This is a genomic window from Citrobacter sp. Cpa228 (genome assembly GCF_030333085.1).
Lineage (GTDB): Bacteria > Pseudomonadota > Gammaproteobacteria > Enterobacterales > Enterobacteriaceae > Citrobacter > Citrobacter pasteurii.
In genome coordinates, this window is the sequence record NZ_JAOWGQ010000054.1 from 125,968 (window position 1) to 149,763 (window position 23,796).

Annotated in this window: 21 protein-coding genes and 1 pseudogene; 5 read left to right on the forward strand and 17 right to left on the reverse strand. The window is 52.5% G+C overall.

The window, feature by feature from the left end; all coding sequences use genetic code 11:
* Positions 1–12 precede the first annotated feature (12 nt).
* From OGX91_RS18220 to OGX91_RS18260, 9 genes are all read right to left on the reverse strand, one after another.
* Positions 13–1,080: a carbon-phosphorus lyase complex subunit gene (locus tag OGX91_RS18220; RefSeq protein ID WP_286627118.1), complete on the reverse strand. Its 1,068-nt coding sequence runs from the start codon at positions 1,078–1,080 to the stop codon at positions 13–15.
* A complete protein-coding gene (gene phnH, locus OGX91_RS18225; protein ID WP_149692406.1) occupies positions 1,080–1,676 on the reverse strand; it encodes a phosphonate C-P lyase system protein PhnH in 597 nt (198 codons plus the stop codon). Before phnH ends, OGX91_RS18220 begins: the two co-directional genes overlap by 1 nt.
* Positions 1,673–2,125 carry a phosphonate C-P lyase system protein PhnG gene (gene phnG, locus OGX91_RS18230; protein ID WP_048213880.1) on the reverse strand — a complete coding sequence of 151 codons (453 nt, stop codon included), beginning with the start codon at positions 2,123–2,125 and terminating at the stop codon, positions 1,673–1,675. Before phnG ends, phnH begins: the two co-directional genes overlap by 4 nt.
* Positions 2,126–2,851 (reverse strand): phosphonate metabolism transcriptional regulator PhnF, encoded by a 726-nt coding sequence (gene phnF / locus OGX91_RS18235; RefSeq protein ID WP_005132524.1) that lies wholly within the window; start codon positions 2,849–2,851, stop codon positions 2,126–2,128.
* Between the two features lie 20 nt (positions 2,852–2,871).
* Positions 2,872–3,651 (reverse strand): phosphonate ABC transporter, permease protein PhnE, encoded by a 780-nt coding sequence (gene phnE, locus OGX91_RS18240; protein ID WP_003841119.1) that lies wholly within the window; start codon positions 3,649–3,651, stop codon positions 2,872–2,874.
* 104 nt (positions 3,652–3,755) lie between these two features.
* On the reverse strand, positions 3,756–4,772 hold the full coding sequence (gene phnD / locus OGX91_RS18245; protein WP_005132518.1) for a phosphonate ABC transporter substrate-binding protein: 1,017 nt from the start codon (positions 4,770–4,772) through the stop codon (positions 3,756–3,758).
* A gap of 23 nt (positions 4,773–4,795) precedes the next feature.
* Complete coding sequence (gene phnC / locus OGX91_RS18250; RefSeq protein WP_005132516.1) at positions 4,796–5,584, reverse strand: phosphonate ABC transporter ATP-binding protein; 789 nt, start codon at positions 5,582–5,584, stop codon at positions 4,796–4,798.
* A 132-nt stretch (positions 5,585–5,716) separates the two neighbouring features.
* Complete coding sequence (gene yjdN / locus OGX91_RS18255) at positions 5,717–6,166, reverse strand: VOC family metalloprotein YjdN (RefSeq protein WP_005132515.1); 450 nt, start codon at positions 6,164–6,166, stop codon at positions 5,717–5,719.
* 139 nt (positions 6,167–6,305) lie between these two features.
* Complete coding sequence (locus tag OGX91_RS18260) at positions 6,306–6,641, reverse strand: zinc ribbon domain-containing protein YjdM (protein WP_003031835.1); 336 nt, start codon at positions 6,639–6,641, stop codon at positions 6,306–6,308.
* A gap of 542 nt (positions 6,642–7,183) precedes the next feature.
* On the opposite strand from OGX91_RS18260, the gene crfC reads away from it, so the two are divergent.
* Complete coding sequence (crfC, locus tag OGX91_RS18265; RefSeq protein ID WP_005132503.1) at positions 7,184–9,541, forward strand: clamp-binding protein CrfC; 2,358 nt, start codon at positions 7,184–7,186, stop codon at positions 9,539–9,541.
* On the forward strand, positions 9,538–10,431 hold the full coding sequence (locus OGX91_RS18270) for a diguanylate cyclase regulator RdcB family protein (protein ID WP_286627122.1): 894 nt from the start codon (positions 9,538–9,540) through the stop codon (positions 10,429–10,431). The genes crfC and OGX91_RS18270 overlap by 4 nt, the downstream gene beginning before the upstream one ends.
* Positions 10,432–10,461: 30 nt before the next feature.
* On the opposite strand, the gene kdgT is transcribed toward OGX91_RS18270, so the two are convergent.
* Positions 10,462–11,460, reverse strand: coding sequence for a 2-keto-3-deoxygluconate transporter (kdgT, locus tag OGX91_RS18275; protein ID WP_005132500.1), 999 nt, complete (start codon positions 11,458–11,460; stop codon positions 10,462–10,464).
* A gap of 701 nt (positions 11,461–12,161) precedes the next feature.
* On the opposite strand from kdgT, the gene proP reads away from it, so the two are divergent.
* Both proP and pmrR read left to right on the forward strand, forming a co-directional pair.
* Complete coding sequence (proP, locus tag OGX91_RS18280; protein WP_040234023.1) at positions 12,162–13,664, forward strand: glycine betaine/L-proline transporter ProP; 1,503 nt, start codon at positions 12,162–12,164, stop codon at positions 13,662–13,664.
* A 156-nt stretch (positions 13,665–13,820) separates the two neighbouring features.
* Complete coding sequence (gene pmrR, locus OGX91_RS18285; protein ID WP_003826741.1) at positions 13,821–13,910, forward strand: LpxT activity modulator PmrR; 90 nt, start codon at positions 13,821–13,823, stop codon at positions 13,908–13,910.
* Here pmrR and pmrB read toward each other — a convergent pair.
* The 6 genes from pmrB to adiA all read right to left on the reverse strand — a co-directional run bounded on the left by pmrB (position 13,904) and on the right by adiA (position 22,248).
* Positions 13,904–14,986 carry a two-component system sensor histidine kinase PmrB gene (gene pmrB, locus OGX91_RS18290; RefSeq protein ID WP_040234021.1) on the reverse strand — a complete coding sequence of 361 codons (1,083 nt, stop codon included), beginning with the start codon at positions 14,984–14,986 and terminating at the stop codon, positions 13,904–13,906. The two genes, pmrR and pmrB, sit on opposite strands and share 7 nt — an antisense overlap.
* Positions 14,987–15,655, reverse strand: a complete 669-nt coding sequence (gene pmrA / locus OGX91_RS18295) for a two-component system response regulator PmrA (RefSeq protein ID WP_005132497.1) — start codon at positions 15,653–15,655, stop codon at positions 14,987–14,989.
* 4 nt (positions 15,656–15,659) lie between these two features.
* On the reverse strand, positions 15,660–17,297 hold the full coding sequence (gene eptA / locus OGX91_RS18300) for a phosphoethanolamine transferase EptA (RefSeq protein WP_286627125.1): 1,638 nt from the start codon (positions 17,295–17,297) through the stop codon (positions 15,660–15,662).
* 143 nt (positions 17,298–17,440) lie between these two features.
* A complete protein-coding gene (gene adiC / locus OGX91_RS18305; protein ID WP_155021952.1) occupies positions 17,441–18,778 on the reverse strand; it encodes an arginine/agmatine antiporter in 1,338 nt (445 codons plus the stop codon).
* Positions 18,779–18,905: 127 nt separating this feature from the next.
* Positions 18,906–19,667, reverse strand: a complete 762-nt coding sequence (locus OGX91_RS18310) for an AraC family transcriptional regulator (RefSeq protein WP_149692403.1) — start codon at positions 19,665–19,667, stop codon at positions 18,906–18,908.
* A gap of 313 nt (positions 19,668–19,980) precedes the next feature.
* On the reverse strand, positions 19,981–22,248 hold the full coding sequence (gene adiA / locus OGX91_RS18315; protein WP_155021957.1) for an arginine decarboxylase: 2,268 nt from the start codon (positions 22,246–22,248) through the stop codon (positions 19,981–19,983).
* A gap of 458 nt (positions 22,249–22,706) precedes the next feature.
* Between adiA and OGX91_RS18320 the strand changes: the two are divergent.
* Positions 22,707–23,020 (forward strand): annotated as a pseudogene (locus OGX91_RS18320) (family 4 glycosyl hydrolase); the annotation flags it as partial.
* Between the two features lie 87 nt (positions 23,021–23,107).
* On the opposite strand, the gene OGX91_RS18325 reads toward OGX91_RS18320, so the two are convergent.
* Positions 23,108–23,740, reverse strand: coding sequence for a DUF2238 domain-containing protein (locus tag OGX91_RS18325; RefSeq protein ID WP_149692402.1), 633 nt, complete (start codon positions 23,738–23,740; stop codon positions 23,108–23,110).
* Between the last annotated feature and the right edge of the window lie 56 nt (positions 23,741–23,796).

Here is a 23,796-nt window from a genome sequence, read left to right on the forward strand (position 1 = left end):
TAGCCGGAGAGGTTAGTGGTCACGGGTGGCCTCCTGTTGCAGGCGTTTGAGCAGTTCCAGTTCGGCCTGGAAATCGACGTAATGGGGAAGTTTGAGGTGCGAAACAAAACCCGCCGCCTCGACGTTATCCGCATGCGCCAGCACGAACTCTTCGTCCTGTGCCGGTCCGGTGACCGTTTCATCGTATTCGGCTGCCTGTAGGGCGCGGTCCACCAGCGCCATCGCCATCGCTTTACGTTCGCTCATACCGAACACCAGCCCGTAGCCGCGGGTAAAATGGGGGGATTCATTTGCTGGCGCGACAAAACCGTTGACCATTTCGCATTCAGTCATCAACAGTTCGCCGACGTTCACCGCAAATCCCAGCTCTTCCGGGACGGTTTCCAGTGCCACATAGCCGCTGCGGATTTCGGCGGCAAACGGATGATTGCGCCCGTAGCCGCGCTGGGTGGAGTAGGCCAGCGCCAGCAGATATCCCTCGTCGCCGCGCATCAACTGCTGCAGGCGTGAAGCGCGTGAACAGGGGTAAACCGGCGGCGTGCGGGTGATGTCATCGGGTTGAGCGTCGTCGTCCTCTTCGCGCTTTGCCAGTCCCTGATTCGTCAGCAGGGAAAAGATGTGCGGGGAGGCATCCTGCGCGCCGTCTGCGCTGCGCAAAGGCGGGGTTTCGCCATTGGCCAGCAGGGTAAAATCCAGCAGACGATGGGTGTAGTCGTAGGTTGGACCCAACAACTGCCCGCCGGGAATATCCTTATAGACAGCGGAAATACGCCGTTCGAGGCGCATTTCTGCGCTGTTAACCGGTTCGCTGACAGCGACCTTTGCCAGCGTAGTGCGGTAAGCGCGGAGCAAAAAGATGGCCTCGACGTTATCGCCGCTGGCCTGTTTGAGCGCCAGTGCCGCCAGTTCGCGATCGGCGATGCCGCCTTCGGTCATCACCCGGTCGACGGCCAGGTTCATCTGCTGTTCGATTTGTGCCACGCTCAGTTCAGCAATGGTCTGATCGCCCCGGCGTCGGTTTTCCTGCAGTGCATGGGCGTTGGCTATCGCCTTTTCGCCCCCTTTGACGGCGACGTACATCAGCACACCTCCACATGAGTGGTTCGCGGGATGGCCAGCAGGCGTTCGCCACAGGTAAGGATCAGATCGACTCCCAGCGGGAACGGGTGCGGACGTTCGGTGAGCTCGTGGATCAGGCATTCCGGCAGCTGTGGCGCGATCATGCGTTCTTCGGCGATACCCGCCCCGGTCAGACGCAGCATGCGTCCACCGCTTAAACCTGCAACCTGCACAATCAGCGTGGCGCTGGTTTCTGGTGCGACGGCGGAACCGGCAGAGAGGGCGTTTAGCTGTTCGCTGCTGATACGTTCGTCGGCGACGGCAAAGGCAGCCAACTGGGGCTGATCCACCAGCGGCGCGCTGGTGTGAAAACGCAGGTTCTGCCGGGAGATATCGTTATCCATCGACGGCGCCAGCCAGACCGGCGTGTCGCCGTCGGCCAGGGTCAGCAGCGCGCTAGTGGTTGCCAGACCCAGTGGCTGCCAGCCGTGTTTCAGCTGATGCAGGGCGACGATGACGCCCGGTTCACTCATGGCCTTCAGCAGACGACGAAAGCTCTGCTGAGCATCCTGAACGGGTAAATTAAAAGCGGTTAGAAGTGCCGTAGATCGTGTCATGCGTTATCTCCGCGTACCAGCGTGAAGAAGTCGACCCGGCTGGCGTTGACTTCGGCACGGCGGGCGCTAATCAGCGCCTCGCGTTCCGCTTCCAGCGGGGCAATTAAGGTTTCCATTAGGTTCTGGAAATGCGTTTGTTCCTGCAGCAATGCGTCAATGACCGCACACTGCTCGGCGTGTTGTTTATTGCGACCCAGCAGGTAGCTGTAGCCCAGCGTCCCGCTTTTCAGGCGAATAACCGCGCGGGTAAGCGTGGTGTCGCCAGCAAAGAAGCGATTACCGGTGCCGCCCATACGGGCCTGGATCTGCATCAGTCCGCTTTCCGGGGCGCGAATAAGCTCATAGTCCGGCGTTAGTTTGAGCGCCTTGATACGCGCATTCAGGGCATCGGCATTGCTGTAAGCCAGCGCGCGCATCCAACGCTGGCGAGTGGCGGTATCGAAATGCATTCAGTGCTCCATGGTGAATTCGATCATGTCGGCGCGGGTCAGGCTGACGGAATATTCCGCCGCCTGTTCTTCGCCTTCACGGTGGTTCAGAGTGCGCACGCACAGCAGCGGCGCCATGTTGGGGATTTCCAGCACCTTGCTCTCTTTGGCCTGAGCGCGGCGGGCGCTGATGCGCGTCTGCGTACGCAGGAGCGTCAGACCGGATTGTTCGCGCAGGTAGTCGTGCAGTGAGCCGCTGTTAAAGCCCTGCAGCAGCGGCCACAGCGTGAGGTCGGAAAAATAGTGGTCGATCTGACACAGTGCGATGCCGTTTACCCGGCGCAGGGTGCGCAGGTGAATCACGTTATCGCCCTCGTTAATGCTGAGCGCATCGGCAATGTGGCTGGAGGCCGGACGCAGCACCGCCAGCAGTTTTTCACTGGTGGGGTGGCTGCCCTGGTCCAGCAGGTTCTGACTAAAGCGTGCCTGGGCATTAAGCGGGTAATCGAACGGGCGCATCAGCACCAGCACGCCGACTCCCTGGCGACGCTGAACCCAGCCGCGCTCAACCAGTTGGTCAATGGCGCGGCGCAGGGTGTGGCGGTTAACATCAAAACGCGCGGCCAGTTGATGCTCGGCGGGCAGATAGTCACCGCAGCGATAATGTTGACGAAGCTCCTGCTCAAGTCTCGCGGCAATTTCCTGATAACGCGTTGGATAACTGGTCGGATGTGTAGACAAGTGCATAGCAATCAATGCCTCGCTAATCAGATAAAGTGCTTACGCAAACGCTGGGAAAGGAAATCCAGTAGGCTGACGGTGACGATGATTAACACCATCAGGGCGCAGGTTTGCTGGAACTGAAAGCCGCGAATCGCCTCCCATAAGGTCACGCCAATGCCGCCTGCGCCGACCATACCGACTACCGTGGCGGAACGAACGTTGGATTCAAAGCGATACAGCGAGTAGGAGATAAGCAGCGGCATGACCTGTGGCAGAACGCCGTACAGAATCTCTTCAATTTTGTTAGCTCCGGTGGCGCGAATACCTTCTACCGGACCAGGTTCAATGGCTTCTACCGCTTCGGAAAGTAGCTTGGAGAGTACCCCGGTGGTGTGGATAAACAGCGCCATCACTCCGGCGAACGGACCTAAACCGACGGCGACCACGAACAGCATGGCGAAGACCATTTCATTGATGGCGCGACAGGCATCCATCAGGCGACGCATCGGCTGGTAAATCCACCACGGCACGAGGTTATCGGCGCACATCAGACCGAAGGGAATCGACAACACCACGGCGAGGGCGGTACCCCAGACGGCGATTTGCAGCGTGACGGCCATTTCACCGAGATAGTCCTGCCACTGACTGAAATCCGGCGGGAAGAAGTCGGCAGCGAAGGTTGCCATATTGCCGGAATCCTCGATCAGCGTGAGCGGGGCCATTTCGGCACCTTTCCACGAGACCACCAGCACGGCGAGAAGAATGGCCCAGCTCAGTAGTGAGAACCAGCTACGCTTGGGCGGGGCAACGGTGATGGTTTGCATGTTTGGCTCCGTGCATCGGTTATTGCCGGATGGCGGCGCAGGTGCCTTATCCGGCCTACAAAACATCGTAGGCCCGGTAAGCGAAGCGCCACCGGGCATCAGGGTTATTGCACCGCTTTGCTGACGCTGGTCATGGCGCCCAGGGCGGCGGTCAGACGGTCCAGGTCGTCGAGCTGTGCTTTCAGCGCCGAGGTTTTGCTGGTTTTCTCTTCCTCGTTCAGCCCTTTGTTGTCCTTCACGCCCTGCATCTCTTTAAACAGCGCCAGTTGGCGAATCGGCACCAGTTGTAAGTCGCTGGAGGCACGGAACGGCGCCCATCCCAGGCGTTCCAGTACGGTTTTCTGTTCCGGCGTTTTGCCGTAATTCATGAAGAAGTCGTACACCTTGTCCTTGGTGGCTTCAGAGAGGTTCTTACGCCAGACGATCGGATCGCCCGGGATCAGCGGTGACTTCCAGATAACCTTCAACTCTTTCAGCTTGTCCGGTGCGGAGGTTTTCAGCTTGTCGAGGTTTTCGGTGTTGTTGGTAGCCACATCCACCTGTTTGTTGGCGACGGCCAGGGCGTTGGTTTCGTGCCCGGCGTTAACGGTGCGTTTGAAGTCGCTGGCGGAGATGTTGTTTTTGGCGAAGACGTAGTAACCGGGGACGAGGTAGCCAGAGGTGGAGTTGGGATCGCCGTTGCCGAAGGTCAGATCCTTACGTTTGGCGATCAGATCGTTCAGGTTGTTGATCGGACTGTCTTTGTTAACGATCAACACGCTCCAGTAACCCGGGGATCCGTCGGCGGCCACGGTCTGGGCAAACACTTGTCCGTTGGCGCGATCCACCGCTTCCATTGCTGAGAGGTTGCCGTACCAGGCGATATCGACTTTGTTAAAGCGCATGCCCTGGATGATCCCGGCGTAGTCCGGGGCGAAGAAGGCGTTTACTTTCACGCCCAGCGATTTTTCCATGTCCTTCAGGAACGGTTCCCACTGCGGCTTCAGGTTTTGCTGTGATTCGGTCGAAATAATGCCAAAGTTCAGCGCTTTTTCTTGCTCTTCGGCATGGGCCGGGGTGAGCAGTGTGCTGAGACTAAACATGCTGGTAAAAGCCAGCGCGGCAACGGTCTTATAGCTCATTTCCATTCCTCATTGTGGGGATGTCAGGCAGCCTGCGCGTTCTGTTCGACGCGGTTCATGCTGCGGTAGAGATGGTCAAAACGGTCGTTGTCAAAATGCTGGCTGCTGCCATCAAAGAAGACGTTGCCCTGGCGCAGCGCGACAATGCGTTCGCAGTAGCGCAGGGCGTAATCCACCTGATGCAGCGTGACGACCACGGTGATGCCGTCGGTCTGGTTGATGTCGCGCAGGGTGTCCATCACGATGCGCGCGGATTCCGGATCCAGCGAAGCAATCGGCTCGTCGGCAAGGATTACTTTGGCCTGCTGCATCAGCGCGCGGGCAATCGCGACGCGCTGCTGTTGTCCGCCCGAAAGCGTGGAAACGCGTTGGTATGCAAAGTGCGCCATGCCGACGCGGGTTAACGCCTGCAATGCACGCTGTTTCTGCTCAGCGGTAAACCAGCTAAAACAGGTACGCCAGAACGGCGTACTGCCGAGTGCGCCAATCAGGACGTTCTCCAGCACCGTCAGGCGGTTCACCAAATTGAACTGTTGGAAGATGTAGCCGGTGTGGGCGCGGCTTTTGCGGATATCGCGCGCCAGGCGGCCTTCATGTTGAACGGTGCGACCCAGCAGTTCGACATGGCTACCAGGTGATTTATCACCGACGATCAAACCGCTTAAATGACGTAAAAGGGTGGATTTGCCGGAGCCGGACGGCCCAAGCAGAGCCACCATCTCACCGGCACAGATATTCAGATCAACCGCATTAAGCGCCTGATGTTGATTGAAGGATTTGGAGAGTTTCTCGACGCGAATAACCGTTTGCATGCTGCGGCCTCCCTAAAAAAGTGGCCCCATCGTGGCGGATTAATGTGACGTTTTCGTTAAAGGAAGGTTACTTAGTGATGAAGAGTTGAGCGATATTTGATGACAGTACGGGAGGGCTTGCCTCCCGTTGGATTACTCGGATAGCGGCTGCTGCTGTTTGACGACGTTGATCATCCACGGCACGCCATACTGGTCGCTTACTTTACCGAAACCGTGGGCCCAGAAGGTTTCCTGCCAGTCCATTTCGATTTTTCCGTTTGCTGCCAGGTTATCAAACCAGCGTTTACCTTCGTCGACGTTTTGCGTGTCGAGCACCAGCGTAAAGCCAGAGTAGTGGGCATTTCCATCGGGGGCGCTATCACTCATCATGATGTCGCTGCCTGCAACGCGCAGGTTGGCGTGGGCGATGGCGGTATCGGGGAATTTCATTCCGGAAGGGCAACCTTCTTCGCTGTCCTGCGCCGATTTGGGCATTTCACCGAAGTTGATTTTGTAGAGCAGTTCGGCACCTAACGCCTGTTGATAATAGGCGATGGCGTCAGCGCAGTTGCCTGCAAAGGAGATGTAGGGACTTAACGGCATGATCTTTACCTCAGGTAAAAGAAACCAGTTAAGTGTAGATGCCGTGTGCAAAAATAAACCAGGCGGGAAGTATGGGCTTCCCGCCTGACAAATGAACTGGTGTAGGCCTGATAAGCGCAGCGCCATCAGGCAGGTTAAATCAGTTCTTTTTCACAAACTCAGATTTCAGCTTCATTGGGCCAAAGCCATCAATTTTGCAATCGATGTTGTGGTCGCCTTCAACCAGACGAATGTTTTTTACTTTGGTTCCGATCTTCAGCATGGAAGAGCTACCTTTTACCTTCAGATCTTTTACTACGGTAACGCTGTCGCCATCGGCGAGCAGGTTGCCGTTAGCATCTTTAACGATCAGTTCGTCGCTGTCCTGAGCGGGTTCAGCGTCGTTCCATTCGTGAGCGCATTCCGGGCAGATGAACATGCCGTTATCTTCGTAAGTGTATTCGGAGTTGCATTGTGGGCAGTGTGGTAATGACATGTGGATTTCCTCAAAAGTCAGCAGGGGCAAAAGCGCCCAAAATTGGCAGATTGCCGAAAAAGGCCGCAATTATACATAAAATCCCTGCTTTTGTCGGGGCTACAGGCCAATTATGCCCAACTATCTGTTGTAGCGTCAGGTTGCTTTCACGTCTATGAAAACCAGAAGGAATATTTTTTAAGGGAAATTGCTACGTTTAGTTATTTAAGATAAGGTGAGGCGAAACACCCGATATTCATAGGTAGCATGGCTTACAGACTAGCTAAGTCATTGTGAGTGAATACTTTGCGATCCCCTTAAATTTGGTAGGGGAATTAAGCTGGCATTTTTTAAAACTGAACTACTCTGTTTATCTTTCTTACTTAACATAGTAAGTGAGAGGCATCAGGCCAGCAGTCATACGATAAATTTTATTTTAATAATATCAGCTGGTTGTTTTAATTTTAATTATTTCCACACGTAATTATAAAAGCCGAAGATCTATAAATAAAACGATTTGGCTAAATAAAAGTAATGCTATTTGCGTTAAGGAAAGATTTTCCATGTACACACAGACAATTTATGAATTAAGTCAGGAAGCTGAACGCTTACTGATGCTCTCTCTTGAACATCTCAGGCAATTGCAGAAATTGCCAATGACCTCGGCGAATGATGTCATGCTGAAAAAAGGAGAGCATAGCGGACAGGTTGTTCAGCCCCTGCATTTCAGCGCGCGTGGCATGGATGTCCAGCAGGCAACGCTTAACAATGAACTGCGAAAGATTACCCGTCTGGAAATGGTTCTGGCGATCGTCGGTACGATGAAGGCGGGAAAGTCGACAACGATTAACGCGATTGTCGGAACTGAGGTTTTACCTAATCGTAATCGACCGATGACGGCGTTACCAACCCTTATCCGCCATACACCGGGACAGAAAGAGCCGGTGCTGCATTTTTTGCATGTCGCGCCAATTGACGCCTTAATGAAAATATTACAGCAGCGCGTGCGGGGATGCGATCGTCAGCGTCTGGCTCAGACGCTGGAAATAGATAAGGATATGAATGCCCTGCTCCAACATATTGAAAACGGCGTGGCATTTGAACGGTATTACCTTGGCGCACAGCCTATTTTCTATTTTCTCAAGAGCCTGAACGATCTGGTGCGTTTATCTAAAGCGCTGGAGGTGGAGTTTCCGTTTGCCGCCTATGCTGCAATTGAGCATATTCCGGTTATTGAGGTTGAGTTCGTGCATCTGGCCGGGCTGGCAAGTTATCCGGGACAATTGACGCTGCTGGATACTCCCGGGCCGAATGAGGCCGGGCAGCCACACTTACAGCAAATGCTCAATGAACAGCTGGCGCGGGCTTCCGCGGTACTGGCGGTGATGGATTATACCCAACTGAAGTCGATTTCGGATGAGGAAGTCCGTCAGGCCATTATGGCGGTTGGCAAGTCAGTACCGCTGTATGCACTGGTTAACAAATTCGATCAGAAAGACCGCAACAGCGATGATGAAGAGCAGGTGCGGGCGTTAATTTCCGGCACGTTGATGAAAGGCGGTATTACGCCTGAACGTATTTATCCGGTCTCCTCAATGTGGGGATATCTGGCCAACAGGGCACGTCATGAACTCGTGAATAATGGGCGCTTGCCGGATCATCAGGAGCAGCGCTGGGTCCAGGACTTTGCCGAAGCGGCACTCGGCAGGCGCTGGCGTACCACCGATCTTGATGATAAAGAACATATTCGTCATGCCGCCGATCTGCTTTGGGAAGACTCACTGTTTGAACAACCGATTCAGAAAGTGATCCATGCAGCCTACGCCAATGCCTCACTGTATGCGCTCCGTTCGGCATCGCACAAGCTATTGAACTATTCGCAAAGCGCACACGAGTATCTGGAGTTTCGCGCCCACGGCTTAACCGTAGCCTATGAGCAGTTACAGATGAACATCGCGCATATTGAAGATGACATGCAACAGTTGCAGAGAAGCCAGGCGCGGGTGGGCGACGAGGTCAGTCACGAAGTTGAGCTGGCGCTGGAGGCTGCTGCCGGCTATCTCAATCAGCAGCAGACCGAGATTCTGTACAGTATCAACTCGTTCTTTGTGAAAGAAAACGTGCTGATGATGTCACAACATGGCATGGGCGCTGCCATTACGACGGCGGAAATGGCCGGTGATATGCTGGTGTTGCATGACGAGGGGCAAGCGAAAATTGTGTTAGATAAAATTCGCTCCTCCTGTGAGGTTGTCCTGCTGGCGGCGCAGGAGAGTATCAGCCGGGACCTGGCGCTGCGTTTTGAGGCGCTTGAATCGACGTTATCCCGGGCGCTGAATGACGCTATGCGGCCTATTGAGCAGCGGGTGAAAGACGATCTGAATCATGCTGGATTTCGGGCGCGGATCCGTTTTCCAGCCTTTCATGCGGCGATGTTTAATTTCAATACCCGTCAGTTGTTTAACGAGGCTATTGAACAGGATATCCCTGCTGATAATGCCCCGTCCACCGGCGGTGTTGTGCGTGATACGTTCTCACGTTGGTTGAATCAACCCAACTGGGGATGGAATGATTACGTCGAAACAAAAACGCGTTACCTCATTGATATGGGCGCGTTGCACAAGAATCTTGTCCATTACGTCACTCAGTTTTGCCAACAAATTCGTAAAGCTTTAGTTGCTCAGGTCGATATTTCCGTTACGGCAGGCATGGCCACGTTTTTTGCTGATTTTTCACTGTGTCTGACGCAATTGCAGGCGAGCCTGCGCGAGAGTCTGACCCTGCGCCAGCAAAATGAATCGGCGGTGAATGCAATGAATGAACAATTGCAGCATCGTATTACGACGGCGGCATGGATTTATGAAGATTCCCGCTTGCTGCGTGACGATATCCACACCCTTTTTGCAACCGAGCATACATGACTAACGTGTTACTGGAAGGCCCAGGGCGGACGCTGGAGTGCGTCTACCCGAAGTTTATGGTCGATCTGGTTCAGGGAGATGAAACCAAACGTTCCGGCGGTTTTCTGCAGCAGCAGCAGCGGTTGCGTGCGCGCCTGACGCAGGAAGTGTTATCCCAGACGCAGCTGCGGGCGTGGGGGATGGCGGGGGTATCCAGCGAACACCTGGTGATGCGGCTTAAGCTGGTGGAAAAGCTGGCGGGCACTATCGATCCTGGCCATCTGGCGCTGGTACGTATTGCCGAGCGACTGGTGCTCTTACAACAAACTGAGCAGCCACGCGGACAATCAACTCCCGGCGTGATGCAGCAATTAATTTCACTGGCTGACGTGTTTGCCCAACGTAGCGCATATAAAGAGAAAGCGCTGACGCAACGTGGGCTGACCGTGCAGGCAGGCGAACACAGTGAACAGATTTTTACTCGCTGGCGGGCTGGCGCGTATGACGGCTGGTCATTACCCGGACGCTGCTTTGTGGCGCTGGAGGAACTGCGCTGGGGCGCCTTTGGTGATGCCTGTCGGCTGGCGAATGCCGATGTTGTGTCGATGCTAAAAGACAATTTACGCACGATGGCTGCCCAGACACTGGCACATAGCGTGAATGCGGCACCTACTACGCGCCATTATTATCATCAATGGCTGAGTTCACCTGCAGTTGGGGGGGCGAGCGAACATAACGATCTGCTGAGTTGGCTGGGTGACTGGTGCGATGCACAGCGCCATCCGGTGAGCTGGTCGGTGACGCAGCGTTGGCAGAATGTGGCGTTGGGGATGCCGAGACTGTGTTCGGCGAAGCGGCTGGTTGATGCGATGGTTGAGGAGATTTTCGCACCGCCCCAGCTCATCAGTTGAGCAGAGGCGGTGAGTGAGGCAAAGGCAGGCTTAGTGGTGCAGTGAGTCTGCCTGGGTCGCCGTCGTCTCGTTGGCGACCTGATTTTTATTAAAACGTTTGGCATACAACGCGGTGATAATCGGCACCAGAATGGCGGTGACAATCACGCTGGCAGCGACCAGAGCAGTTGCCGAAGCAGCAACCGGTTCAAATGCCGGGTTAATCTGGGCGATAATCACCGGGTTTGCCACCGCAGCGCCTGCGGCAGAAGAGGCGGCTACGCCCGCCGTACCGTTTCCGCCACCAATGACGCGGTCAGCAATAATCAGCGGGATACCGGTGATGATGATAACCGCGACACCCAGCAGAATGCCCAGCAGACCGGTATCAACGATGACACTCAGGTTAATCGTGTTGCCCAGCGCGAAACCGAAGAACGGAATCAGCACCGGTGTCGCTTTGCTAAAGAAGGCACGCAGGTCGTGATCCAGGTTACCCAACGCAAAACCAATCAGGAACGGTAATACCGCACCGACAAAATGGTGTGGCTCGAAAGAGGCCAGACCGGCAGAGCCCAGAATGACCATGGTCATTAACGGACCGGATTCCAGAGACATCAACACAAATGCGCCAGACTCTTCTTTCGTACCGTACTGGTTCATCAGGCTGGCGTACAAACCCCCGTTGGTCATGTCCATTGCTGAGACAATTGCCAGTACGGAAAGACCAGCAAAGAACCCGGTTTGAATGCCTGTATCAGGAATAAATGAAGCGGCAATCATTGCCACTACCCATGCCACGGCTATTTTGGTTAATACCAGCGTGCCGGATTTGCGTAATACCGTACCGGTTGCTCGCAAATCAATTGATGCACCGATACAAAAAAACCATACCGCCAGAATCGGAACTGTTCCGCTGATCATACCTTTGGTAAATGAACCGAAATACGCGCCCGTATCGGGAGCTAACGTATTTAACACTGCGCCTAATAACAGAGGAATCAACATCATTCCGCCGGGGATGCGTTCAATCGTGGCTTTAATTTTCATAAACGTCCTCATGTCTTGTCGCAGGTTATAAACGCGCAAGAAAGTAAAAATTATTTAAATTCAAAAGGTTACTTTTGAGTTTTAACAGAGAAAACGGCTATCTCTTTGTTTTATAAAATCTAACGCGGCATACGTTGAGCGTGTTGCTGCTCCCAGGGATATTGCGTCTGGAATTAGTTTGCATTCACAGGAACGTTGATTCAATCAAAATAAAACGATGTTTTAGTTATCTTCATCACATATTCTGAGCAAAGATCATTACAGGTTCCGATTATTAAAAGACCTGTGATCTTTTTGTGAAAGGATTAGGTGATTTTTTTGCTAGCAGAATAATAGTGACTGCTGTGATTGTTGATGGTGCCAGGCGATTTATTCTTGTATTTAATTGTCAGTAAATCGCAAGCATTACATGTAAAAAAGCTGACTAAAAGCGACCTGATTTACGCAGGTTGACGAAATGAAAAACTATGTGTGAAGTTGATCACACATTTAAACACTGTTAGGGTAAAGAGGTCATTAACCGCCCAATCAGGCGTCAACAGGTTCGGTTGTACTGCTCATTTTCAGTCAGTGTAAGTAAACCTGCTACGCTTGTTACAGGGATTGCGTCTGTGCAATCCCCGCTCGGCGATGACCTTAGCGCATATGGCGTTGGGAAACTCGATCTGTAGCGCGACAGGGCTAAGTCTATGAGGACTGGTATGCTAAAAAGGAAAAAAATAAAGCCAATTACGCTTCGCGACGTCACCATTATTGATGACGGAAAACTGCGAAAAGCCATTACCGCCGCGTCACTTGGTAATGCAATGGAGTGGTTTGATTTTGGTGTTTATGGGTTTGTTGCTTACGCATTAGGTAAAGTGTTCTTCCCGGGGGCTGACCCCAGCGTGCAGATGGTTGCTGCGCTCGCTACCTTCTCCGTTCCCTTTCTGATTCGACCGCTTGGCGGGTTGTTCTTCGGTATGCTCGGCGATAAATACGGTCGCCAAAAGATCCTGGCTATCACGATTGTGATTATGTCGATCAGTACCTTCTGTATTGGGTTGATCCCTTCGTATGCGTCTATTGGTATCTGGGCACCGATCCTGCTGTTGCTGTGTAAGATGGCACAGGGCTTTTCGGTCGGCGGGGAGTATACCGGCGCGTCGATTTTTGTCGCAGAGTATTCCCCGGACCGTAAGCGCGGATTTATGGGCAGTTGGCTGGACTTCGGTTCGATTGCCGGGTTTGTGCTGGGTGCGGGCGTGGTGGTTCTGATCTCAACTGTCGTCGGCGAAGATAACTTCCTTGAGTGGGGCTGGCGTATTCCGTTCTTCCTGGCGCTACCGTTAGGGCTGATTGGCCTGTACCTGCGTCATGCGCTGGAAGAGACGCCGGCGTTCCAGCAGCACGTAGATAAACTGGAGCAGGGCGATCGTCAGGGGCTGCAGGAAGGACCGAAGATTTCGTTTAAAGAAATTGCGACTAAACACTGGCGTAGCCTGCTGGCGTGCATCGGTCTGGTGATTGCGACCAACGTCACCTACTACATGCTGCTCACCTATATGCCGAGCTACCTGTCGCATAACCTGCACTACTCTGAAGATCACGGTGTGCTGATTATTATCGCCATTATGATTGGTATGCTGTTTGTGCAGCCGATTATGGGGCTGCTGAGTGACCGCTTCGGACGCCGTCCGTTTGTGATTATGGGCAGCATTGCGCTGTTTGTGCTGGCCATTCCGGCATTTATCCTGATTAACAGTAACGTCATCGGCCTGATTTTCGCCGGGTTGCTGATGCTGGCGGTGATCCTTAACTGCTTCACCGGGGTGATGGCGTCAACGTTACCCGCGATGTTCCCGACACATATTCGCTACAGTGCGCTGGCCGCCGCGTTTAACATCTCGGTACTGGTTGCAGGCCTGACGCCGACGCTGGCCGCATGGCTGGTGGAAAGCTCGCAGAACCTGATGATGCCTGCTTACTATCTGATGGTGATTGCGGTAGTGGGTTTAATTACCGGCGTGACCATGAAAGAAACCGCCAATCAGCCGCTGAAAGGGGCGACACCTGCGGCTTCGGATATTCAGGAAGCGAAAGAGATCCTTGGTGAGCACTACGACAATATTGAGCAGAAAATCGAAGACATCGATCAGGAAATTGCCGAGCTACAGGTTAAGCGTACGCGCCTGGTGCAGCAGCATCCGCGTATTGATGAGTAATCGTGTCATTGCCTGATGGCGCGAGCTTTTAGGCCTACGGGTAGCATTGTGCTTTGTAGGCCGGATAAGGCGTCAGCAGCCATCCGGCGCGTGGCCTTAAGGTTGGCTTAATATCCTTCAGGCAAACTCTCCTCCATAGTATCGGAGGAGAGTGTCATGAAAACCCGTATTTATGAAAGTTTGACCACCGTTTGCAGCGTACTGATTGTGAGCAGCTTTTTGTATGTGTGGGTGAGCTCTTACTGATCTTTCTCCAGCACCACCCAGGCGCGAGTGCCACTGGCTCCTGGGCGGTTTTGCAAAAAGAACTGCCCGTGATGTAACTGGGTAATTCGACTGACAATGCTCAGCCCCAGCCCAATCCCGCCAAAACGGCTATCCATACGCACAAATGCTTTGCTCAGTTCCCCACATTTACTTTCATCAATGCCTGGCCCTTCATCCTCAACGGCCAGAATTGCATTTTGTTCCACGTTAAGGTTAATCGTAATGTTGGTACCTTCCGGGCTGTAACGGTGGGCGTTTTCTACCAGATTTCGCAACAGCATCCGCAATAGAGTGGCGTCGCCGCGTACGATGACATCCTCTGTGCTTGCCGGCAGGAGCAACGTTTGTTGCCGCTGATCCAGCATGGCGCTGAGCTCATCGTAGGAGGGCAGTATGACGTCCTCCAGCAGTTTGACATGCTGGTAATTTCCGGCCGAAAACGACTGACCCACACGGGCGAGTTGCAACAGCTGCGACACGCTGTCCATCATTTGGTCGAGACGGGTGATGAGCGGCGTAACGTCAACATTGTGGGTTTTTGACAGCAATTCCAGATGCAGACGAACGCCGGATAGTGGCGTTCGTAGCTCATGGGCAACGTCAGCAGTAAACAGCCGCTCGTTGTCGATAGTGGTTGTTAGCCGCGTAACCAACTGATTGAGCGCCGTCACTACCGCCTGTATCTCAATGGTGGAGCTACGGATATTAATGGGAGCCAGATTATCCGCTGTGCGAGTTTCTAACTCCTGTTGGAGATCGGCAAGAGGACGGGTAATTCGTCGCACTGCCTGGTAGCAAATCAGCAGCGCCAGGCTGACCATAAAAATGCCGGGGACGATCAGGCTGGCGATAGCCTCACGGATCTCGTGCATGATATGGCGATCGTTGTTACGGTTTTCGCGTAACGCCTGTTCGAACAGCTGTATTTGCTCGGTGCTTTCATGCCACAACCAGAAGGTGCTAATCAGCTGGAAGACCAGCAGAATCAGGCCGATCGTCAGCATTAAACGCTGGCGAAGCGGGAGCGGTTGCTTTAGAAAACGCATCAAATTCACTTAGCTTTCCTCAGTAGCGGTCAGCATGTAGCCAAAACCTCGAACCGTGCGAATGCGTGATTTTCCCACTTTATCGCGCAGATTATGGATGTGGACTTCCAGCGTATTGGTCGACGGCTCGTTATCCCAGCTGTAGATGTCGTTATACAGAATCTCCCGGTGTACCGGGCTCCCCGCTTTGAGCATCAGCCGCGACAATAGCGCGTACTCTTTTGGCGTTAAGACAATTTCTTGTCCATCCATCCACACCTGGCGGCGGCCGATATTCAATGTCAGGTTGCCAATGATAATCTCACTTTCACCCTGATTGTTATGCCGACGTAACAGCGCCCGAATGCGGGCATGCAGTTCTTCCAGCGCGAACGGTTTGACCAGATAGTCATCAGCGCCGACATCCAGCCCGGTGATGCGGTCTTTCACGGTGTCGCGGGCGGTCAGGATGAGTACCGGTACGGTGTATTTTTTCTGCCTGATGCGGGTCAGAAAATGCAGGCCATCCTCATCCGGTAAACCTAAATCCAGAACGACAAGACTGTAATGCCCCGTTTCCAGGCAATGCTCGGCGGCACGGGCCGTTGACACGCCATCGCAGGCGTAGCCCTCCGTTTGTGCGGCAAGTATCAGCCCCTGTAGTAACAGTGTATCGTCTTCAACAATCAGAATTTTCATTCGGTTAGCCTCCCTTGCATGGGTGCAGAATATCATCTGCTGACTGGTAATACTTGGTTTGTACGCCCGTTAATCCCAGCAGGGTTGAGAACAGATTATCCTGTGAGAAATCTTCTGAGCTGGCCCGTTTCTGCAAACATGTTTGAGAAATCTGGTAGCGTTGCTGATAATCTTCGGAGAGCCACAACAGCATCGGTACATGTTTTTGTGTGTCTGGCGCAATCGAATACGGTAGACCGTGCAAGTAGACGCCGTTTTCTCCTAAGGATTCACCGTGATCGGAAAGATAAACCAGGCTGGTGGTGAAATTGTTCTGATGCTCTTTCAGTATATTGATCGCTTTATCAACAATATAGTCAATGTACAGGATGGTATTGTCGTAGGTATTCACCAGTTGCTGCTGCGAACAGGTTTGAATTTCGTTGGTATCGCAGGTTGGGGTAAATTTCTTAAACTGTGGCGGATAACGGTTGTAATAGGTTGGGCCATGGCTGCCGATGGTGTGCAGCACGATCACGCCGTCGCCCTTCAGGTTATTAATGTACTCTTCCAGCCCGTGGAACAGGACTTCATCGTAGCATTCACCGTTAATACACTGTCCTGGTAAGTTCAGCGCAGTCATATCCTGATGCGGTACGCGGTCACAGGCACCTTTACAGCCGCCGTCGTTATCATTCCACAGAACGTTAATTCCCGCCCGCTGGATGATATCGAGTACGCCTTCCTGGTGGTGAGCCAGCTCTTCGTCGTAGTGCGCTCGTGGCATGTCGGAGAACATGCAGGGAACGGAAACGGCTGTCGCCGTACCGCAGGACGTTGTACGCGGGAAATAAACGACATCATCTTTTTCCAGCAACGGATTGGTCTGACGTGAATAACCTGACAGAGAGAAGTTGTCGCCGCGTGATGTTTCACCGAGCACCACAATAGTGAGGTTCTTACGTTTTCCTTTCACCATTTCTGGATTACGGTGCGCATCTTCGCCAATACGCACCAGCGGCAGGTTGGCCAGCCTCTGGTGTGAATACCAGGATGACGTTGCCACGATGCTGTTGGACGGGCTGAGGGACTTAACCAGCTCTTTGTTATTACGAAACAGCGATGCGTAATCTTTATAGAAGAAGGCGGCGACCAGCACGATAAGCAGTGCCGATATCAGGATATTCGCAGCGCGGTACAACACGCTGCGCAGCGCAGGCGTAATAGGTTTGATTCTTACCCAGCAGGCAACGATGGCGGCCAGAATGCCGCTCAGTCCCAGCGTCAGGAGCATTTGCGGCGTCATGAGGGCGAAGGTTTCAGCCGGTGTGGTATCCATCATGTTGGCGATCATCGAGCGGTCAATGATGATGCCGTAGGTCATAATGAAATACTGGGCGGACGCCCCGACCAAAATGAAAATGCACGCGACCAGGCGGTTAAGCCACAGGAAAGAGGCCAGCGTGAGCACGATATTCATGATGCTGAATGCGACAACCGGCATCGATAAGAACACCAGGATGTTGCGCAGGGAATCCAGCGGAAGGTCTTGCAGTACCTGTTTGTAGAACGCGATGTTCAGGAAGGTCGCAAGATAAAATGAGATCAGCAATAGCCAGCTGATTTGCCCGAGAGTCGGTCTTTTAAACAGGAGCTTTAACATTAAGGGGGTTCCATCGACTAAGTGGAGCGGATCCTCTCAAAGTAAAATTAAGCCAACATTAAGTTCTTAATGTTAGCAGGTACTGGTGGGGGGATGCGTAGGCCCGATGCGCTTATGTCATCGGGCAACGACGCTTACAGGCATTAATTATTGTTGGTCGGGGCATCCAGAGGATACGGGTTTTTATGGATCCGGTTGTAGTTGAGCGCATATAGTGCGGTGATTACCATCAACATCACGAACGACCACATCACTTCTTTGGCGCCAGAACCCACCACTGCCCAGATGCAGTAGACAAATGCCACGAAGGTCACCAGTAAGTACATCGGACGCGCTTTACCAAAGTGACCGTGACCCAGCAGCAGCAATGCCGCGCAGGTGTACAGATATGGCACCAGGGTGAAGATAACGGAGACCGAAGAGACCAGACCAAATTCTTTTGCGGCGTTTGGCGACATACTGCTGAACTGGAAGAGGGTCATCAGGATCCCGACGATGATTAGCCCGGCAACCGGTGTTCCCGCTTTGTTGACGCGGGCGAAAATCGGTGGGAACAGGCCGTCATCGGCTGCCGCTTTGGCAGTTTGTCCGGCAAGTAGCGTCCAACCGCCCAGAGAACCGAGGCACCCGGCAGCGGCACAGAAGGAGACAATTGCCCCGGCGGTGTCGCCCAGTGCCATTCGTGCAGCATCACCAAACGGTGAGGCTGACACCCGCAGTGCAGCGTTAGGGATCATACCCATAATCGCCGTGGTAGAGAGAACGTAGCAGACGGCGGCAATCAATACCCCGCCAATGGTGGCGATAGGGACGTTACGTTTCGGATTTTTAACCACACCGGCGGCGACGGAGGCGCTTTCAACCCCAATGAACGACCATAAGGTTACGTTTAAGGTGCTTTGGATGGCGCCGAAGGTATTCATGCCGCTGACGTTCCAGGCCGCCATATAGGTTTCACCGCGGAACCAGAACCAGCCGAAGACGGCAATACCAACAATGGGCACCAGCGCCAGTACTGTCGCAATGGCCTGCACGCGAGTGATCATTTTTGGACCGACAATATTCAGCAAGACGAAGACCCACAGTACCACGACACAGGTGAGCGTCAGAACCAACGGATCTTTTAAGATAGGGAAGAAGTAGCTCAGGTAACCCACGCCAATAACGACCATGGCGATGTTACCAATCCAGCAGGCCAACCAGTACAGCACGTTGGTCTGGTAGCCTAAAAAGGGACCGAAGCAGCGGCGCGCATAAGCGTAAGAACCACCGGGACTGGAGTCTAAGGACGACATTTTGGCGTACACCATCGACAGTGCCAGAGCACCGATAATAGTGACCAACCATCCGTAGATTGCAATCCCGCCAGTTGACGCCAGGTTTGCGGGTAGCAGGAATACACCGGAACCCATAATATTCCCCGACACCATAAGGGTGACGGGGATTAAGCCCACTTTGTGAGTATCAGCATCCGTCGACATATTTTTTAACTCCTGATAAGGATAAATGACGTCACATCATACCTCTTCAGAAGACTATTTTATGATGGTGGAACCGGGGTATCGCCAATGCTGATATTATTATGGCTCATCGCTAAATGATCAAAAATCAGGCAGCGGAGAGTTCCCGATGTTGACTGACATAATGCAGCGGCGTCATTCCATAGAACTCTTTGAATACGGAGATAAAGTATGAAGTACTGTTATATCCGCACAGCTGAGATACCTGTGAAATGTTTTTCCCGTCCATCATTAATTGATTAACGGCATAACGCATACGACACGTGGTTATTATTTGACTGTAACTTGTATTTTCATTTTTGAGCTTTTTCTTTAACAAACTGGGACTCAGACATAAGCAACTGGCGACCATGCTTAAATTCCAGTCTTTATGGATATCGCTCTCAATGATGTGGTAAACGCTGTCGCTGATGCGATTGCGTAACATATGCATAAGTAGGGAGATAAACTTTTTGCTGTCGAGAAAACGCGATAATACGGTGAACAGTAGCGAACGGGTACGCTCATTTTCGCCTTCGTTTTGCGTTTCCATCACGCTGTGTTGAGCGGCAACCCGAAAGACATCCGGCGTCAGGCAGACGGCGGTCATCACCGGATTGGCGCTACGTTGCCAGAGAGGGAACTGTGAAAGATCTTTATTTAAAAATCGTAGATAGTCTTTAATGACATCGCGACTGATATGTACGACCAGTGCGTTATTAAGTGAAGAGAAGTCGATAATATTATTATCACACGCCACCAGAGCCATGTGGTTAGCTTTTAAACTGATGGCTTCTTTACCGTTAATCCTTAACCAAACATCTTTCTCCGTTAATACAACAACACAAGCTTCTTTGCTGCAAAGCCTCATACCCAAACTCCCGGAATATGAACATCAAATACCGTAACTCAGCACCTGCTGAGTAATCGCGGTTAAAAAATTGTATGATGAATCAAAACAAGCGATAAAATAGCGTGATTTTTAGTAATTACAATATCTGTAGGGATTCTTGGCATGTACATAATTTTTTACGCAAGTGGCAACGTACTATTTGCGTATAAAAAAAGCGCGGGGTGGTCCCGCGCAAAAGGTATGACAATGTTATTGTTTTGCAGCAATACTCAGGAATTACTCAACCATCACACGTCAACCTTATAAAAAATAGACTATCTAAAAAGCGACATTAGGCTTTCACGCACATGACGTGATACACACCGTCAATAATTTCCGTTCCTTCGGTTTCATGTTCAAAGCCAGGGAAATGATGATCCCAGGATTGCAACGAACGTAGATAACTAATCTGCGGGCTGTTGGCATCGCCAAAGTTTTCCCCGGACAGCAGCATTGGAATTCCCGGTGGGTAAGGAATGACGGAGTTGGCTGCGATACGGCCCGGCAGATTTTCAATAGCCACCATCTCAACGTTATCGCTGACTATTGCGTTATAAGCTTCACGCGGGGTCATTTCAGCAACAGGCAGGCCGGAGTAGGCTGCATTGAGTCGGCTACCTGGGTTATTTTCTTTCAGCCAGGCGAACATGGTGTCGCCCAGATCGTGAATACCCATGTTTGCGTAAGAGTCAGGATATTCCTCTACCAGTTCAGGCATCACCTGTGAGAGCGGGGTATTGGCATCGTAGTGGTGTTTGAAAGAGCACAGTGTGTTTATCAGCGTGCCCCATTTACCACGGGTGATCCCCATTGAGAACAAGAACATAATCTGGAAATCGGTGGTACGGGTCGGTACGATGCCGTGGCGGCCAAGCCAGGCGGTAACCAGCGCAGCCGGAACACCGGTCTGTTCCAGTTCACCATCATCACCCATACCAGGCGCCAGAATACTGACTTTAATAGGGTCCAGCATGCTCCAGTTATCTGGCAGGTCTTTAAAGCCATGCCAGGATTCACCGGGACGCATTACCCAGCAGTTCTGGTCGGTCGTCAGGAGTTGGGTTGGCGCATCGGCAAAGTCATAGGTTTTTCCGGTCTGCGGATCGGTAACCACCTCTTTGTTCCACGGTTTGAAGAACCAGTCGCCCTCAGCCGTGAATTCTTTGTACAGCCGTGCCATCGCCTGACGGAAATCGACGGCTTCATCGATCACCTCCTGGGTGAGCGACAGGCCACTGTTACCGTCCATCATGGAAACTGCCACGTCGTTTGATGCACAGATGGCATACAGCGGAGACGTGGTGGCGTGCATCATGTACGCCTGGTTAAAGCGGGAGAAATTCACCGCGCCACGGCCTTCTCGGACGTGAATGTAAGATGCCTGAGAGAGCGCATTCAGCAACTTATGGGTCGAGTGGGTGGCAAAAACGGTTGGGCCGCTATGGTCACCAGGTGCACCACGCATAGCGTAGTGATCGGCATAAATCGGGTTGAAACGCGCATAGCCGTACCAGGCTTCATCGAAATGAATGCGATCGCTGGTCTGGGCTAGCAGGTCTTGCGCCTCTTTTGCGTTGTAGCAGACGCCGTCATAGGTACAGTTGGTTACAACGCTATATGACGGTTTCTGTCCGGTTTTGTCTTTTGTCAGCGGGCTTTCGCTGATTTTTCTCTGCAATGTTTCGGGCTGCATTTCCTGCGGGTAGATAGGCCCGATAATACCGTAGCGGTTGCGGCTTGGTACCATGTACACCGGTTTTGCCCCGGTAAGAATGAGCCCTTGTTCAATGGATTTATGGCAGTTACGATCCAGCACTACCACATCGTTGTCAGTCATGCATGCCTGCATGATGGTGCGGTTAGAGCCAGAAGTACCGACCACCACGGACCATGAACGGTCAGCGCCGAAGACACGTGCGGCATATTTTTCGCTTTCACCAAACGCGCCAGTATGGTCAAGCAGTGAACCCAGTGAGGCGCGTTCAATACCCATGTCGCTACGGAATAGGTTTTCACCGTAGTAGTCATGGTAGAAACGACCGGCCGGTGTTTTAGTAAATCCCACGCCGCCCTGGTGACCAGGGGCGGCCCAGGAATATTCGTGAATGTCACTGTATTTCATCAGCGCGCTGAACAGCGGTGGTAACAGCTGTTGGTGGTAACGGGTCATCGCAGCAACGGCGCGCCCGGCGATAAAGTCAGCGGTATCTTCAAGAATCCAGGCGAATTCATCGACAAGCTCCAGCAGATCGCGATCCAGCGATGCGGTGGCTTTTTCCCGATCGCCCAGCAGGAAAACGGGGACGTTTTGCTGGCGTTCGTGGAGCTTGCCGATCAATTGCCTGACATTCAGGTGTTCATCTTGTTGTTCCATTTGATAGCTGAACATCAGGCAATCAATGGCTTCATTTGCCGCGAGGATGGAATAACCATCGTCGAATGAAGTGGACTTAATGACGGTAACATTTTGGCGACTTAAGGCATCAGCCAGACGCTCGACAGCGCTACCAACCCAGGTGTCCTGATGCAGAAACTCACTTTCAACAATTAATACTTTCATCATCTTTTACCCGGTAGTGGAGAGGTTGCAATTTATGGATTGCAGACACACCGTATGAATGTGACGCAGGCAAGTATTATCCTGACGAATTGGGCTGTAAAGTGGCTGAGAAATGAGCGTGTTTTGTTTTTATTCCTTTATAAACAAATAATTAATATTCATCGACGGCAGTTTTTCAGCACTGTTTATCGACAGGGGAATTATTTTTTTGGCTGATACTGATATTGCCGAATGGGAAGTGCTGTCAGTGGGCATATGTTTGCGCCATCCGGCGCTTATCCGGTCATCGATTGTCGATGTTGCTGGCTCAGTTTTCGCCCGAACGAAAAGGCGAACTGAGTTTTTGGGAGTGCTCGGTGCAGAAGCCGGACGTTTTTCTTGCGTCCTCATGACACCATTGCGTCATCACCCCACGTTCTGGAGAGTCATGATGTCTGCACCCAAAATTACTTTTATCGGCGCGGGATCTGGATATTGATCCTGCTTCGTTGCGTTATTGTTGCGCCGGGATCAACCATATGGCGTTTTATCTGCAACTGGAGCGTAAAACGGCTGATGGGACCTATGTCGATCTCTATCCGGAACTGCTGGCAGCTTATGCAACGGGCCAGGTCCCGAAACCGAATATCCACGGCAATACTCGCTGCCAGAACATTGTGCGTTATGAAATGTTCAAAAAATTGGGTATTTCGTCACCGAGTCGTCGGAACACTTTGCTGAATACACGCCGTGGTTTATCAAACCGGGTCGTGAAGATCTCATTGACGCGCACGGCGAGTGGCTGCCGGCCTGGTTGCATCAGTAAGGTTCCTCTTGCGTCTGCCGGATGAACGTTATCGACATCCGGCAGTATGTATATTTAGTTGGCGCTTACCATCCCGTAGCGACGCAGCTGTGCACAGTGAACTCGCGCCAGTACAAGCACTGTCGTTAGCGCGCCGAGCAGGGCGCAGAACATATCCGATTGAGTATCCCATGGATCGCCCTGCGTACCCAGGAAGTCATCCGCGCCTTGCCCCATCGCCAGTGCCGCCCACCATTCAATGAGCTCATAGGTGGCGCTGATTGCCAGTGCTACGCAGCAGACTAAAAACGCTAACATCTTGCGGCCGCGGACAATATTGCCGCGGACTAAAATCTCTCTTGCCGTCAGCGCTGGCACCAGTCCCTGGAAAAAATGACCCAGTTTGTCATAGGGGTTGCGACTGAGATCCAACCACGTCTGCACTTCAAAACCAATGGGGACTTTGGCATAGGTATACATGCCGCCAACCATCAAAATGATGGCATGAAAGAAGATAAGCGTGTAGAGCATGGGTGTCAGCGGGTAACGCTTCATGGTGGCGAGCAGCAATGGCACAACAATAATGACCGGCGTCACTTCCATCAGCCAGGTCAATTTCTCGGTGGCACAAAAGCCGGTGTAGATAAGGATCAGCGCCAGCACTATAGCGCCAGTGTTCAGTATTACAGGATTCAGTGTGCGGAGCATGGCGAATTCACAAGTAATGGAAAATATTACTATTCACTGTGAACGGCAAAAATTCA